Below are 14775 nucleotides of genomic sequence, written 5' to 3'. Positions count from 1 at the left end.
AAAGGGGATCCAATGTAGCGGCTGAAGCTGCAAAAGCAAAGGGGATGCTTTTTGCCGTGGGGATTCTCAGCTGCGATTTGCCGCCAATTGTGCCGGCGCAAAATGACACGTGAACGTGCTGCCATGCCCCGGCACGCTGCTGATTTCAAGCTTGGCGCGATGGCGCATCAGCACATGCTTGACGATCGCCAGGCCCAGCCCGGTGCCGCCGGTGTTGGAGGCGCGGCTGGAGTCGACGCGGTAGAAGCGTTCGGTCAGGCGCGGCAGGTGCTTGGCGTCGATGCCCACCCCCGAGTCCTGCACGCTCAGGTGTGCCCCTTGCTCGTCGGCCCACCAGCGGATGCGAATGGTGCCTTCCTCCTGGGTGTACTTCACCGCGTTGAACACCAGGTTGGAGAAGGCGCTGCGCAGTTCCGACTCGCTGCCTTTCAGGCGCAGGCCCGGCGCGGCTTCCAGCGAGATGTTCTGGCGCTTGGGCCCGGACAGCGCCTGCGCGTCGCCCTTGATCGACTGCAGCAGGGTATCCACCGCCACCGGCTGGTTGTCCGAGGGGTAGTCGGTCGCTTCCAGCTTGGCCAGCAGCAACAGGTCGTTGAGCAGGGTCTGCATGCGCGAGCCTTGCTGGCTCATCTGCTGCAGCGCACGGGCCCAGCGTGGGTTCACGTCTTCGACGTTGTCCAGCAGGGTTTCGAGGTAGCCGGTGATCACCGTCAGCGGGGTGCGCAGTTCGTGGGAGACGTTGGCGACGAAGTCCTTGCGCATCTGTTCGAGCTGGTGGATGCGGGTCACATCGCGCACCAGCATCAGGTGCTCGTTGTTGCCGTAGCGGGTGATGTGCAGTTGCACGCGCAGGTGGTCATTGATCGGCGAGGGGATTTCCAGCGGTTCGACGTAGTTTTCCGCTTCGAAGTATTCCTTGAAGCGCGGATGACGGACCAGGTTGGTGACCGGTTGTCCGCCATCCTGGGGCGTCTTGAAGCCCAGCAGGGTCTCGGCGGCGCGGTTCCACCACTCCAGGTTGCCATCGCTGTCGAGCATGATCACCGCATCGCGCAGGGCAGCGGTGGACTCCTGAACCCGGTCGATCACCGCTTGCAGGCGCCCGCGGACACGCTGGTCGCGGCGCTGCAGGTGATAGATGCTGTCGAACACTTCGCCCCACAGCCCGTAGCCGTCCGGCGGCGCTTCGTCGGGCTGGTGGTTGCGCAGCCATTCGTGCAGGCGCAGCAACTGCTTGAGGGTCCAGCCCAGGTAGAGCGCCAGGCCAACCGCCAGGCTCCAGCCGTATTGCCCGCTGACCAGCCCGCCGAGCAGACAGACGCTGATCAGCAGGAGCAGGTGGCGAATCAGGGTCGCGTGCCAGTTCGGGTTCAATTCACAGTCCTTGTACAGCGGCTTGCAGCGAAGCGTGCGGGCGTGTCAGCTCTTGGTCGAGAAACGGTAGCCGGTGCCGCGGACGGTTTGTACCAGATTTTCGTAGGCCTCACCCAGTGCCTTGCGCAGACGACGGATGTGCACGTCGACGGTGCGCTCCTCGACATAGACGTTGCCGCCCCAGACCTGGTCGAGCAGCTGGCCACGGGTGTAGGCGCGCTCCTGGTGGGTCATGAAGAACTGCAGCAGGCGGTACTCGGTCGGGCCCATCTCGGCGGGTTTGCCGTCGATGGTCACGCGGTGGCTGATCGGGTCGAGCAGCAGGCCGCCGACTTCGATCGGTGCCTCGCTGTCGCTCGGGCCGGTGCGGCGCAGCACGGCCTTGAGGCGGGCCACCAGCTCGCGGGGCGAGAACGGCTTGGTGATGTAGTCGTCGGCGCCGACTTCCAGGCCCTGGATCTTGTTGTCCTCTTCGCCCTTGGCGGTGAGCATGATGATCGGGATGTCACCGGTCAGCTCGTCGCGCTTGAGGCGGCGTGCCAGTTCGATGCCGGAGGTGCCGGGCAGCATCCAGTCCAGCAGGATCAGGTCCGGCTTGCGGTCGACGATGATGGCGTGGGCCTGCTGGGAGTTCTCTGCCTCGAGGCAGTCGTAGCCGGCCATTTCCAATGCAACGGCGATCATCTCGCGAATAGGCGCTTCGTCGTCGACGATCAGAATGTTCCTGCCAACCATGCTCAAAACTCTCCCATCTATGGTGTCTTGGCCCGCATTAGATAACGGAATTATTGCAGCTGTGTGACAAGGCGTTGGCCGTTCTGGCGACATTGCGTGACTGGGCTAGGCTTCACAAGGCCGCTGCGGCGGTGTTCTCCCTCCTTCCCCCGACACGATGGTGATTCCAATGACACGACATACGCTGAGCTGGATGGCCCTTTTCGCTGCGCTGGCATTGCCGGGGGTGGCGTCGGCGCACCATGCGATGGAGAAGGACGGCATGTGGGTCGACCATGCCGGCATGACCCTGTACACCTTCGACAAGGATGCCGGAGGCAAGTCGATGTGCAACGGTGAATGCGCAACCAACTGGCCGCCGCTGCTGGTCAAGGCCGAGGATGAAGCTGCCAAGGACAAGTGGACGGTGATCGAGCGGGATGATGGCAAGAAGCAGTGGGCTTACGACGGCAAGCCGCTGTACACCTTCATCAAGGACAAGAAAGCCGGAGACAAGACCGGTGATGGCGTGAAGGACGTCTGGCATATCGCCAAACCCTGAAGCGTGCGCGGACTCTGTGGGTGCAACTGTCTTGCTCAAAAATCTGAGGCCTGCCCAATCCCCTGTGGGAGCGGGTTTACCCGCGAAAAAGACACCGCGCTGCATGGCACGGGCTACGCCCGTGTTCGCGGGACAAGCCCGCTCCCACAGGGATTGGGCAGGCCTCAGATTTTGAGCAAGACAGTTGCTCTTGCCCTCAGCGCAGCGCGTAATCCAGCACCACGCCGATGAAGATCAACAGCCCCGCCCAGTGATTGTGCAGGAACGCCTTGAAGCAGGCATCGCGATCCAGCGTACGGGTCGACCAGAACTCCCAGGCGAAGCAGGCCAGGGCGCCCAGCAGCCCCAGGTGGAACCAGCCCCCCAGTTCGAAGCGATTGCCGGCCAGCAACAGGCAGCCGAGCGACAGCACCTGCAAGGTCAGGATGATCACCCGATCGGCCTCGCCGAACAGGATCGCCGTGGATTTCACGCCGATCTTCAGGTCGTCGTCGCGATCGACCATCGCGTAGTAGGTGTCGAAGGCTACCGTCCACAGCAGGTTGGCGATGTACAGCAGCCAGGCCGCTGCTGGCAGCTCACCTCCCGCGGCCGTGAAGGCCATGGGAATGCCCCATGAATAGGCGGCACCCAGCACCACCTGCGGGTAGTAGGTGTAGCGCTTCATGAACGGGTAGCAGAACGCCAGGGCAACGCCGCCAAACGAAAGCCACACGGTGCTGGCGTTGGTGCACAGCACCAGCAGGAAACTTATTCCGGTCAGCACCACGAACAGCATCACCGCCTCGCGCGGCTTTACCCGGCCGCTGGCCAGGGGGCGGTCGGCGGTGCGCTTGACGTGGCCATCGACCTTGCGGTCGGCGAAGTCATTGATCGCGCAGCCCGCCGCGCGCATCAACGCTACTCCGAGGCCGAAGATCAGCACGTTGGCCAGGGTTGGTGCACCCTTGGCAGCGATCCACACCGCCGCCAGCGTGGGCCACAGCAACAGGTAGATGCCGATGGGGCGATCCAGGCGGCTGAGCTGGACGAAGTCCCAGGCCCTGGGGTGCAGGCGGTTGAGCGACTTGAGCAGGTGCAGGTACATCAGGGCGATACCTCCTTGTCCGCCTGCCACATCGCGGGCAGGAATACCTCGGCGACCAGCAGGTCCAGGCCATCGCGCTCGAAGCGCGAGCGGCGGCCCCAGAGGTTGGCGCTGGCCACTTCCGTCGGCAACCACGCCTGTGGGTACGTGCACACCTCGATGGGATGGCGAATGAACGCCTGGTCGCAGAACAGCAGTTCGCCGAGCGAGCGGCTGCCCAGGGTTTCCAGGTCGAGGCCGCCGCGCTCCAAGGCCTCGCGGCTGGCGACGCTGCGGGCAAATACCCAGGGCCGGTCATGGCCACGCAGATAGACTTCACGCACCCAGCCCTGCGCGCCTGGCGCAAGATCCAGGGCAAGGCATTCGTCGTCACGCAGTGGCTGCCAGCCTTCGAACAGCGGCGTCACGCAGAAGTGGTCGTGGGAGAGGCGGGTCAGGCGACGAGTCAGGGAGCCTTCGTCGAACAGCCAGTCGAGGGTGCGCTGGTCGAGGTCGCTCGCCAGCTGTGGATACGCCAGCCACGCGACAGCGGCTGCTTGCGGGGATTCGTACGACACGTCGGTATGCTTGTTACATCCAGAGAGGCGGCGAGCTTAGCATGATTGCCGGGTTTGCTTGCATACTGCCGGCCGGGCCAGTACAAAGCCCGTCATGAATTGCGCGGTGAGTCCTTCGCGGCAAAGGGCCATCAGCAGCAACACAACGCCTGACCGAGGAACCCTGATGAAGAAGTGGCAATGCATTGTCTGTGGGCTGATCTACGACGAAGCCGAGGGCTGGCCGGACGACGGGATCGCTCCGGGCACCCGTTGGGAAGACGTGCCGGAAGACTGGCTGTGCCCCGACTGCGGTGTAGGCAAGAGCGACTTCGAAATGATCGCCATCGGCTGATCGACGACCCCCTGCAAGAGGAAGCACGACATGACGTCCCCCGTGGTGATCATCGGCACAGGCCTTGCGGGCTACAACCTGGCCCGGGAGTTTCGCAAGCTCGACGCTGACACGCCGCTGTTGCTGATCACTGCCGACGACGGTCGCTCCTATTCCAAGCCCATGCTTTCCACCGGCTTTGCCAAGCACAAGGACGCCGACGGTCTGTGCATGGCCGAGCCGGGAGCCATGGCCGAGCAGCTCAAGGCCGAGATTCGTACCCATACCCGCATCAGCGGCATCGATCCTGGCCACAAGCGCCTGTGGATCGGCGAGGAGGCGGTGCCCTACCGCGACCTGGTGCTGGCTTTGGGCGCGCAGACGGTACAGGTGCCGGTCGAGGGCGACGGCGCCGAGCTGGTTTTTCCAATCAACGACCTGGAAGACTACGCGCGCTTTCGTGCCGCCGCTGTCGGCAAGCGGCGCGTGCTGCTGCTCGGTGCCGGGCTGATCGGCTGCGAGTTTGCCAACGACCTCACGTTGGGTGGCTACCAGTGCGACGTGGTGGCGCCCTGTGAGCAGGTGATGCCGACCCTACTGCACCCCGCCGCCGCCAAGGCGGTGCAGGCAGGCCTGGAAGCCTTGGGTGTGCGTTTCCACCTGGGGCCGGTGCTGACTCGTCTGCAACGCTCGGGCGATGGCCTGGAGGCTCACTTGTCCGATGGCCGAACGATTGCCTGCGACCTGGTAGTCTCGGCCGTCGGCCTGCGACCGCGTACAGACCTTGCCGCCGCCGCCGGGCTGCAGGTCAATCGTGGCGTGGTGGTGGATCGCCAACTGCGCACCTCCCACGCCAACATCTTCGCCCTGGGCGACTGCGCCGAAGTGGAGGGTATCAACCTGCTCTACGTCATGCCGCTGATGGCCTGCGCCCGCGCGCTGGCGCAGACGCTGGCCGGCAACACCACGGCTGTGAGCTACGGTCCGATGCCTGTCACGGTAAAGACGCCCGCGTGTCCGCTGGTGGTTTCGCCACCCCCGATGGGCCGGGAGGGCACCTGGCAGGTCGAAGGGCAGGGCAGCGACCTGAAAGTGCTGTGCTACGGCGCTGATGGCCAATTGCTGGGTTATGCCCTAACGGGCTCGGCGGTGATGGAAAAGCTGGCGCTGAATCGGCAGCTTCCACCGCTTATGGCCTGAATGCCGTTCGAACTGTCGCATTTGGCCTGTCCTTGGCGCGACAATGGCCGCCCAGACACTGGCGCGGCCTCGGTGAGCGTGCCATTCTCACTTCCGTCTGCCGCAGATTAGAGCCTGCGGCGCCTTGGGCGCTGCTTTCGCAGGTAGCACGGCATAACAACAAAAATCCCGTCAAAGAGGCTTCACTATGCGTAAACCAGAACTCGCCGCCGTCATCGCCGAAAAGGCCGATCTGACCAAGGAAAAGGCCAATCAGGTGCTGAACGCGATTCTCGACAGCATCACTGGCGCGCTCGACAAGGATACCGTCACCCTGGTCGGGTTCGGCACCTTCGAGAAGCGTCACCGCGGCGCGCGCACCGGCAAGAACCCACAGACCGGTCAACCGGTGAAGATCAAGGCCAGCAACACTGTTGCCTTCAAACCTGGCAAGAACCTGCGTGACAGCGTCAACGCTCCCGCCAAGCCAGCCAAGAAAGGCAAGTGATCGATTCCTGACACCCCAGTGTCATCCGAACGGGCGCCCCAGGGCGCCCGTTGTGCGTTCTGGCGTATGGAAACGATGTGGCGAGCTGGCGTAAAAAGTTTAAGAAAGGGATAAACTGCGAGCTTCAGTCATATTTCAATCGAGGCGCGTTGATGAAGTTTCGCTTTCTTCTCTGGGCCATGGGTCTGCTGATGGCCAGGGCCAGCCGCAACAACCCGGCTTTCCAGCAGCAACTGCGCGACAAGGACCTGGTGTTCCAGATGCAGACCTTGGACGGCAAGGTGGCCCGGCATTTCACGGTGAGTGGTGAGCGCATCAGCAGCAAGGGTGGCCTGCACCCACAGCCGGCCTTTGCCATTGCCTTCAAGGATGCCGCGTTCGGCTTTGCCACCCTGCAGGCTGGCAACAAGCAGTTGGCGTTCATGCAGGGGATTCAGGACAAGAACATCCAGATCAAGGGCAACCCGGCACTGGTGATCTGGTTCCAGGGGCTGATGAAGTACCTCAAACCTCGCAAGAAGAAGGGCTGATTCGGCCTGTGCAGGAACGGGAAACCCCGCTCCTGCCAGTCAGTGCGGCGCCTGGAACTGCGATGCCAACTCGCGCAGCAACGCTTCGGCTTCCAGTACCTTGCTGACCACGTCCTCCGCCTTGTCGCGCGTCAGCCCCAGGCGTTCGAGCAGCGCATCCGGAATCTCTTCCTGCGGCCCTGAACCGATGCCCCGCGAACGCAGCAGCGACGTGGCCAGGCACACGAGGTTCGGGTAGGCCGAATACTCGCCTTCATAGCTTGGGTCATGCTGGAAGCGCAGCGCTGCAGACAGCTCGTCCGGCATGTCCCACAGTTTCATCAGCCAGGCGCCGATCTGCTCGCGGCTGATGCCCAGCAGGTGCTGCTCGACATAGCTGTGGTACAGGTGCGGGTTGACCTCAAGATGACGACAGATCAGCGAGAAATGCGGCGGGAACACGTGGGCCAGCAGCAGATAGCCGAAGTTGTGCAGCAGCCCCGCCAGGTAGGTGAGGCCGGCTTCGGGGCGTTCGGCGCGCGGCATGGCGCGGGTCAGGCCTTCGATCACTGCGGCCGTGTAGATCGACTGCTGCCAGTAAGGCGTGGCTTGTTGCGGGTGATCTTTCGGCAGGCTCAGGGTCTTGCCCAGGGCCAGGCCCAGCGCCAGGTTGATCACCAGGTCGAAGCCCAGCACGCGAACGATGGCATCTTCCACCGAGCGGATCTTGCCGGGTGACGCGTAGTAGGGCGAGGCAGCCCAACTGACTACCTGGGCGGCCAGTGCCGGGTCGGTTTCGACCACGCCGGTGATGTCGTCGACGCTGGCGTTGGGGTCGACGCGCAGCTTGATGATCTTCTGCGCGGTATCGGCCAGCGGCGGGATCTCGATGGTCTGCTCCAGGCGCTGCTGGATGCGTCGGGCAGTGAAGGCCTGGACCGCGTTGGAGATTTCCTTGGTGTCGTCGTGGGGGCGGTCGAGGTTGCGCTGGATACTTTCGACTTCAAGGCCAAAGCTGCCTGCAGTGGCCTTGCTCAGCATGCGCTTGAAATTGTCGCGGGCGATCTCGAGCAGCAGGCCCACCTCGCCGGACTGGATCAGCAGCGAGTCGGCGTCCAGCAGCCGCTCATCGTACAGGCACGGCGAGCTGGTCAGGGCCGGGATCGCCGGCAACGCCTTGAGCTGGTGCTTGTCGAGCATCTTCTTCAGACGCTCCAGCGGCACGGCCTTGAGTGTGCGACCGGTCAGCTCTTCCAGGCGCTTCAGGTCCAGCAGGTGGCTCTGGGGAAACAGCACCATGAGCGCGCCGACTTCGTCGTCCAGCAGAACGGCCTGGACGCGCGATTTCGCGGGCAGCCGCGGGTGTTCGGACACCTCGCGATAGACTACGCCGAGCTTGTCCAGCAGCAGTCGGATGACCGACGGAGCGTGCGGGGTTGCGGTGTCCAAGGCCACTTCAGTCATGGTCTGTTTCCAAAGGTGTCTTTTTAAACGCGAAGTATAACCATCCTGAGCCCCGAACTGGGGCACGAATGGGACCGGCGTCACACTTGGCCGTATTGTTGGCCGTGACGCAGCCACCGATCCAGCAGCGGGCTGACATGATCGGGCCAGCGTGCCAGCAATGCCTGTGCGGCGTCGCGTACCGCGGGCAGCAGGTCGGCGTCACGCATCAGGTCGGCGACCTTGAATTGCAGCAGGCCGGTCTGGCGGGTGCCGAGCATTTCGCCGGGGCCGCGCAGCTCGAGATCCTTCTCGGCGATGATGAAGCCATCGTTGGTCTCGCGCATGATCCCTAAGCGTTCGCGGCCGATCTGCGACAGTGGCGGGTGATAGAGCAGCACGCAATGGCTGACTGCGCTGCCCCGACCGACCCGGCCACGCAACTGGTGAAGCTGGGCCAGGCCCAGGCGCTCAGGGTTTTCGATGATCATCAGGCTGGCGTTGGGCACGTCCACCCCCACTTCGATCACCGTGGTGGCCACCAGCAGTTGCAGATGGCCGGCCTTGAATTCGGCCATCACTGCGGCTTTTTCCGCAGGTTTCATGCGCCCGTGGATCAGGCCCACACGCAGCTCGCCGAGCGCGCTGCCAAGCTCTTCGAAAGTACTCTCGGCGGCCTGGCAGGTCAGTTCTTCGGATTCTTCGATCAGGGTGCACACCCAGTAGGCCTGGCGCCCTTCGGCGCAGGCAGCGCGGACCCGCTCGACCACCTCGAAGCGGCGGCTGTCGGCCACCAGCACGGTATTGACCGGCGTTCGACCAGGCGGCAGCTCATCAAGAATGGAGGTGTCGAGATCGGCGTAGGCGCTCATGGCAAGGGTACGCGGGATGGGGGTGGCGGTCATTATCAACTGGTGCGGACACAGCGTGCCGTTCACGCCCTTCTTGCGCAGGGCCAGCCGTTGCTGCACGCCGAAACGGTGCTGTTCGTCGATGATCGCCAGGGCCAGGTGGCGAAACTTCACTTCTTCCTGGAACAGCGCATGGGTGCCGACCACCATGGGGGCGCCGCCGGCGATCTGCTCCAGCGCACTGGCGCGGGCCTTGCCCTTGAGCTTGCCGGCCAGCCAGGCGACTTCTATGCCCAAGGGTTCGAGCCAGCGCTTGAAGGTGATGTAGTGCTGTTCGGCGAGGATCTCGGTAGGCGCCATCAGCGCGACCTGGTAACCGGCCTCCAATGCCTGCAGCGCTGCCAGCGCAGCAACCACGGTCTTGCCGGCACCCACGTCACCTTGCACCAGGCGCATCATCGGTTCTGGCTGGCTGAGGTCGTAGGCGATCTCGTTGCCGACCCGCTGCTGGGCACCGGTGGGGCTGAATCCGAGGTTGGCCAGGTATTGTCCGGGCAGGCGGCTGGCCTTGGGCAGCACCGGGGCTCGCAGGGCGCGCAGGCTCTCACGCAGGCGCTGCTGGGAGAGCTGGTGCGTGAGCAGTTCCTCGAACGCGAGGCGGTGCTGGGCCCAGTGCTGGCCTTCGGCAAGCTCGTCGAGGTCGGCGTCGGCGGGTGGGTTGTGCAGATAGCGAATGGCGTCGTCCAGTGGCGCCAGGTGATAGTCGCGGGCCAGCTCATCCGGCAGCCAGTCGGGCAGGCTACGCGGGCCGAGCTTGCTCAGGCTGAGCTGGCAGAGCAGGCGCAGCCGCTGCTGGGTGAGGCCTTCGGTGGTCGGGTAGATCGGGGTGAGCGTCTGCTCGACCGGCGGTGGCGGCTCGTCGCCGTTGAGCGCGCGGTATTCCGGATGATAGATCTCAAGGCCAGAGGCGCCGGGGCGTGCTTCACCGTAGCAGCGCAGGTGGGTGCCACGCTTGAGGCCTTCTTTCTGCGCGTTGCTGAAGTGATAGAAGCGCAGGCTCAGCACGCCCGTGCCGTCGCCCAGGCGCACTACCAAGCTGCGGCGCTTGCCCATGGTCACGTCGGCACCGCTGACCACGCCTTCGATCACGGCATCCTGACCCGGACGCAGGGCGCCGATCGGTACGACGCGGGTGCGATCCTGATAGCGCAGTGGCAGGTGGAACAGCAAGTCCTGCAGGCTTTCCAGGCCGACCTTGGCGAGCTTTTCCGCCATGGCCTCGCCGACGCCCTTGAGCTCTGTGACCGGGACCTTCGACAACTCCGTCATGGCATCAGGCCGGCTGTGGCGCAGGCGCCTTGGCGACCGAACAGAGGCGGATCGAGTCGGCGAGGATCTCGATGGCCTTTGGCCGTGGGAAGCTGGCGCGCCAGGCGATGGCCACGGTTCGGAACGGTGCAGGCGCTGTCAGTGGACGCACTTCGATGACGCCCGGGGCGTAGTGATGGCTGTGCACCGCCGACAACGGCAGGATCGAAACACCCAGGCCCGAGGCGACCATATGCCGGATGGTCTCCAGCGAGCTGGATTCGACCGTGGTGTGCTTCGAAGCATCGTTACCCTTGTTCAACGTCGGGCAGGCTTCGAGCACCTGGTCGCGGAAGCAGTGACCCTCGCCAAGCAGCAGCAGGCTCTTGTCGTTGAGCAAGGCGGTGTCGATGGTCTTCTTGGCGGTCCAGGGGTGGTCGGCCGGCATCAGCGCACAGAACGGCTCATCGTACAGCGGCAGCGTCAGCACGTCGGCCTCGTTGAACGGCAGCGCGATGATCACCGCGTCCAGTTCGCCGTTGCGCAGTTTCTCGCGCAGCACGTGGGTGAAGTTCTCTTCGATGTACAGCGGCATCTGCGGGGCGACCCGGTGCAGCTGTGGAATCAGGTGCGGGAACAGGTAGGGGCCGACGGTATAGATGGCGCCGACCTTCAGCGGTGCGGTGAGCTGGTTCTTGCCAGCCTGGGCCAGTTCGCGAATGCCCTGGGCCTGCTCGAGCACCTTCTGCGCCTGGGCGACGATGCTTTCGCCGACCGGTGTCAGGCGCACGGCGCTCTTGCTGCGTTCGAAGATCAGCACGCCCAGCTCGTCCTCAAGCTTCTTCACCCCGACCGACAGGGTCGGCTGGCTGACGTGGCAACGTTCGGCGGCGTGGCCGAAGTGCTGCTCCTGAGCGAGTGTGACGATGTAGCGGAGTTCAGTGAGGGTCATAACGTGCGTCCATGAAGTTGCGGCCCCAGCATAGCGGGTGCAATCGATAGACGCACGTTATCAGACTTGCGGTTTTGTGACAGATGCAATGTATCAGCGCTTGTCCAACGAGTAGACGAAGGGCGCCACTACCTCGATCGTGCCATTGTTCAACAACTCCGCAGGCGGCTTGGGTACCGTGCCGGCGCGGCGGATCATGTCCATCGTCGCGCGGTCCAGTGCAGCACTGCCTGAGCCTCCGGCCAATGAATACGACAGCACCTTGCCTTCGGCATCGACCACGAAGCGCAGTCGGTTGATCCCTTGCAGGCCACGGCGACGCGCGTCTTCCGGGTACCTCTTGTACTTCGCCAGGTGACGCAGCAGGTCGCTTTGCCACGTCGGCAGGGCGTTGCTGTTGGAGGCGATACTCGGCTGCGGCGCTGCCGATTTCTGCGGCGGCGCGTTGCTGGGCGCGGTATCGGCCACTTGTTCCTTGGCCGGTGGTTCGTCCTTCGGCGGCTCAGGCTTTTTCTCGGGCTTGGGCGGCTGGGGCTTGGCCTTCGGCTTGGGCGGCTTCGGGATCGCGATTTTCGGTTTCGGAGCCTCCACCAGCTTGGGCAGCGGTGGCTCTTCGACCGGCGCAGGCGGCTGTGGAGCCGCTTTCGGTGGTGGCGGTGGCGCGGGCTCTGGGATCGGCGCCAGCTCGACCATCATCGCTGCCGGCGGCAGCTCGATAGCCTGGGGCACCGACCAGTTGAGCGTCAGCACTACGGCGATCACGTGCACACCGAGCACGGCTGCGAGGCTGCCACCGTAGCGCACCAGGTTGGAGCGCTTGTTCGTCATTTCTTGGCTGCCGTCTCGAGTCCGACCAGACCGACCTTGAGGTAGCCGGCCGCGCGCATGGTGTTCATCACTTCCATCAGGTCGCCGTAGTCAACACCCTTGTCGGCCTGGAAGAAGATGGTGGTTTCCTTGTCGCCCTTGGTCTTGGCGTCGAGCATCGCGCCAAGCTGTTCGGGCAGGGGCACCGCGTCATCGCCGACGTACAGCTTCTTGTCGGCCTTGACGCTGACGAACACCGGTTTCTCGGGCCTCGGTGCGGGTTTTGCGGTCGAGGCCGGCAGGTCGACCTTGATGTCGACCGTCGCCAGTGGTGCGGCAACCATGAAGATGATCAGCAGTACCAGCATCACGTCGATGAACGGCGTGACGTTGATTTCGTGGTTCTCGGCGAGGTCGTCGCCACCTTCGTTGAGATGCAGGCCCATGGCTTACCCCACTTTCACCATGTGCGGGGCGGCGCGCTCGCCAGCCTGATGGTCCAGGTCACGGCTGACCAGCAGCAGGACCTGCGCCGAGGCGTCGGAGACCTGCGCCTTGTAGCCGGCGATGGAACGGGCGAAGACGTTGTAGATGACCACGGCCGGGATCGCGGCGACCAGGCCCAGGGCGGTGGCCAGCAGGGCTTCGGCGATGCCTGGGGCAACGACGGCGAGGTTGGTGGTCTGGGTCTTGGCGATGCCGATGAAGCTGTTCATGATGCCCCACACGGTGCCGAACAGGCCGACGAATGGCGCGGTGGAGCCGATGGTGGCGAGCACGCCGGTGCCGCTGCTCATGTTGCGACCGCTGGCGGCGACCAGACGCTCCAGGCGGAAGCTGACACGTTCCTTGATGCCTTCCTTCTCGCGGGCGTTGGCCGACAGGCGCATTTCCTCGAGGGCGTCGTGGACCAGGGTGTGGGCCAGGGTGCCTTCCTTGTGGGCGACGCTGCTGGCTTCTTTCAGGCTGGCGGACTTCTTCAGCAGGGCGATTTCACTGCGCAGGCGACGCTTGGCGCCCATCAGCTCGAAGCCCTTGGCGATCCAGATGGTCCAGGTGATGATGGAGGCGATGACCAGGCCGATCATCACCGCCTTCACGACGATATCGGCGTTCTTGTACATGCCCCATGGGGACAGGTCGTGGGCCATGCCCAGCGAGGTGTCCTCGACCAGCGCTTCGCCGTTCTCGTCTGCTGGCGCCTGGGCCTCGGTGGGCTCAGCGGCGTTGGCAGGTGCCTGGCCGGTGGCGGCCGGATCAGCCGGAGCGACTGCCGCAGGAGGGGTGGCGCCGTTGGCGGCAGGCTCTTCAGCCATGGCGGCCGGGGCCAGCACCAGGCTGAACAGCAGCGCGGCGATGGCGCGCCAGGCGCGCGACGTGGTTGGCGAAGCGGAAGGTTGAGTACGAGTCATGCTGGCCGGACCTGATGAAGAAAAATAAGGTGGTGTTCTCCATGGCCTCGAGGCGGGCCGAGAACTGATCAGGGCGCCATTATTGCAAGTAATTCTTGTTAACAAAAGTAATAGAGTAACTTTTTTTACGCCTTGGATAGCCGCTGATCGTCTAATACGGCTAGCCTGGGCCTTTCGTTATGGAGTGAAGTGATGTCGGATCTGTCCGCGATGATCGTAGGTTGTGGTGATGTAGGCAGCCGCCTGGCCCGGCAACTGCTTGCTCGCGGCTGGCAGGTGCATGGGCTGCGCCGCACGGTGGGACAACTGCCTGCAGGCGTTCTGCCGGTGGCGGCCGATCTGTCCGACGCCAGTGTTCCTGCCGCCTGGCCCGAGCGTTCGCCGGACTACCTGGTGTATTGCGTGGCGGCCAGCCAGCACGATGAGGCCGGTTATCGGGCCGCCTATGTCGAGGGTTTGCGCAACGTACTGGCCTGGTTGGCGCACAAAGGGCAACGCCCGCGCCGCTTGCTGTTCGTGTCCAGCAGCAGTGTCTATGCGCAGCAGGACGGCGAGTGGGTCGAGGAAGGTGCGGCCACCGAGCCCGAGGGGTATTCGGGGCGGATCATGCTGGAGGCCGAACGCCTGGCGCTCGAGAGCGGGATTCCCGCCAGCGTGGTGCGCCTGACGGGTATCTATGGTCCCGGCCGCGAATGGCTGCTGAGCCAGGTGCGCCAGGGATACCGGGTGGTCGAGGAGCCACCGCTGTACGGCAATCGCATTCATGCCGAGGACGCGGCCGGGTTGCTGGCGTTCCTGCTGCAGGCTGACGCGGAAGGCGTGGAGCTGCAGGACTGCTACATCGGTGTCGACGACGATCCAGCCCCGCTGGCCGAGGTGGTGGCCTGGCTGCGTCAGTACATGGGCGTTACCGAGTGGTCGGACGAGCAGCGCGTGCGCCGCACCGGCAGCAAGCGCTGCAGCAATGCGCGGGCACGGGCGCTGGGCTGGGTGCCGCAGTATGCGAGCTACAAGGAAGGGTACGCGGCGATCCTGAAAGGCTGAAGCCAAGCCTCGACCACCGGTGTCGAGGCTGACCGGGTATCCCTGTGGGAGCGGCGGTTCGGCGCCCCGACTTGCCCGCGAATCGGATACCGCGCTGCATGGCACCGGCTTCGCCGGTGATCGCGGCACAAGCCCGCTCCCACAGGGATTGGGCT

Annotated in this window: 16 protein-coding genes; 6 read left to right on the top strand and 10 right to left on the bottom strand. The window is 64.4% G+C overall.

Annotated elements, in window-relative coordinates:
* Positions 1-66: 66 nt before the first annotated feature.
* Both phoR and phoB read right to left on the bottom strand, forming a co-directional pair.
* Positions 67-1374 (bottom strand): phosphate regulon sensor histidine kinase PhoR, encoded by a 1308-nt coding sequence (gene phoR, locus HU729_RS15850; protein ID WP_186670087.1) that lies wholly within the window; start codon positions 1372-1374, stop codon positions 67-69.
* A 45-nt stretch (positions 1375-1419) separates the two neighbouring features.
* On the bottom strand, positions 1420-2109 hold the full coding sequence (phoB, locus tag HU729_RS15845; protein ID WP_003253341.1) for a phosphate regulon transcriptional regulator PhoB: 690 nt from the start codon (positions 2107-2109) through the stop codon (positions 1420-1422).
* Positions 2110-2278: 169 nt separating this feature from the next.
* Between phoB and HU729_RS15840 the strand changes: the two genes are divergently transcribed.
* The gene (locus HU729_RS15840; RefSeq protein ID WP_186710929.1) at positions 2279-2650 is read left to right on the top strand and encodes a hypothetical protein; all 372 of its coding nucleotides are present in this window, start codon (positions 2279-2281) and stop codon (positions 2648-2650) included.
* A 196-nt stretch (positions 2651-2846) separates the two neighbouring features.
* On the opposite strand, the gene ubiA is transcribed toward HU729_RS15840, so the two are convergent.
* Both ubiA and HU729_RS15830 read right to left on the bottom strand, forming a co-directional pair.
* A complete protein-coding gene (gene ubiA / locus HU729_RS15835; protein ID WP_186670083.1) occupies positions 2847-3737 on the bottom strand; it encodes a 4-hydroxybenzoate octaprenyltransferase in 891 nt (296 codons plus the stop codon).
* Entirely contained in the window at positions 3737-4294 is a 558-nt protein-coding gene (locus tag HU729_RS15830) for a chorismate lyase (RefSeq protein ID WP_186670081.1), read from the bottom strand. The genes ubiA and HU729_RS15830 overlap by 1 nt, the downstream gene beginning before the upstream one ends.
* 166 nt (positions 4295-4460) lie before the next feature.
* Between HU729_RS15830 and HU729_RS15825 the strand changes: the two genes are divergently transcribed.
* The 4 genes from HU729_RS15825 to HU729_RS15810 all read left to right on the top strand — a co-directional run bounded on the left by HU729_RS15825 (position 4461) and on the right by HU729_RS15810 (position 6824).
* Positions 4461-4628, top strand: coding sequence for a rubredoxin (locus HU729_RS15825; protein WP_011536423.1), 168 nt, complete (start codon positions 4461-4463; stop codon positions 4626-4628).
* 30 nt (positions 4629-4658) lie between these two features.
* Positions 4659-5807, top strand: a complete 1149-nt coding sequence (locus HU729_RS15820; RefSeq protein WP_186710928.1) for an FAD-dependent oxidoreductase — start codon at positions 4659-4661, stop codon at positions 5805-5807.
* 187 nt (positions 5808-5994) lie between these two features.
* On the top strand, positions 5995-6294 hold the full coding sequence (locus tag HU729_RS15815; RefSeq protein WP_016394014.1) for an HU family DNA-binding protein: 300 nt from the start codon (positions 5995-5997) through the stop codon (positions 6292-6294).
* Positions 6295-6446: 152 nt separating this feature from the next.
* On the top strand, positions 6447-6824 hold the full coding sequence (locus HU729_RS15810; protein ID WP_186670077.1) for a helicase: 378 nt from the start codon (positions 6447-6449) through the stop codon (positions 6822-6824).
* Between the two features lie 39 nt (positions 6825-6863).
* On the opposite strand, the gene HU729_RS15805 is transcribed toward HU729_RS15810, so the two are convergent.
* The 6 genes from HU729_RS15805 to exbB all read right to left on the bottom strand — a co-directional run bounded on the left by HU729_RS15805 (position 6864) and on the right by exbB (position 13576).
* A complete protein-coding gene (locus HU729_RS15805; protein WP_186670075.1) occupies positions 6864-8267 on the bottom strand; it encodes an aminoacyl-tRNA deacylase and HDOD domain-containing protein in 1404 nt (467 codons plus the stop codon).
* A gap of 80 nt (positions 8268-8347) precedes the next feature.
* Complete coding sequence (gene recG / locus HU729_RS15800) at positions 8348-10426, bottom strand: ATP-dependent DNA helicase RecG (protein ID WP_186670073.1); 2079 nt, start codon at positions 10424-10426, stop codon at positions 8348-8350.
* 4 nt (positions 10427-10430) lie between these two features.
* A complete protein-coding gene (locus tag HU729_RS15795; protein WP_054894878.1) occupies positions 10431-11357 on the bottom strand; it encodes a hydrogen peroxide-inducible genes activator in 927 nt (308 codons plus the stop codon).
* A gap of 93 nt (positions 11358-11450) precedes the next feature.
* The gene (locus tag HU729_RS15790) at positions 11451-12185 is read right to left on the bottom strand and encodes an energy transducer TonB (RefSeq protein WP_186670071.1); all 735 of its coding nucleotides are present in this window, start codon (positions 12183-12185) and stop codon (positions 11451-11453) included.
* Positions 12182-12610, bottom strand: coding sequence for a TonB system transport protein ExbD (exbD, locus tag HU729_RS15785; protein WP_186670069.1), 429 nt, complete (start codon positions 12608-12610; stop codon positions 12182-12184). The genes HU729_RS15790 and exbD overlap by 4 nt, the downstream gene beginning before the upstream one ends.
* A 3-nt stretch (positions 12611-12613) precedes the next feature.
* Entirely contained in the window at positions 12614-13576 is a 963-nt protein-coding gene (gene exbB / locus HU729_RS15780; protein WP_186670067.1) for a tonB-system energizer ExbB, read from the bottom strand.
* 192 nt (positions 13577-13768) lie between these two features.
* Between exbB and HU729_RS15775 the strand changes: the two genes are divergently transcribed.
* Positions 13769-14620: an SDR family oxidoreductase gene (locus tag HU729_RS15775; protein ID WP_186710927.1), complete on the top strand. Its 852-nt coding sequence runs from the start codon at positions 13769-13771 to the stop codon at positions 14618-14620.
* Positions 14621-14775: the final 155 nt, after the last annotated feature.

It is taken from the genome of Pseudomonas sp. RW10S2, from assembly GCF_014268985.1.
Taxonomy (GTDB): domain Bacteria; phylum Pseudomonadota; class Gammaproteobacteria; order Pseudomonadales; family Pseudomonadaceae; genus Aquipseudomonas; species Aquipseudomonas wayambapalatensis.
This window is presented reverse-complemented; position numbering and strand designations above follow the sequence as displayed.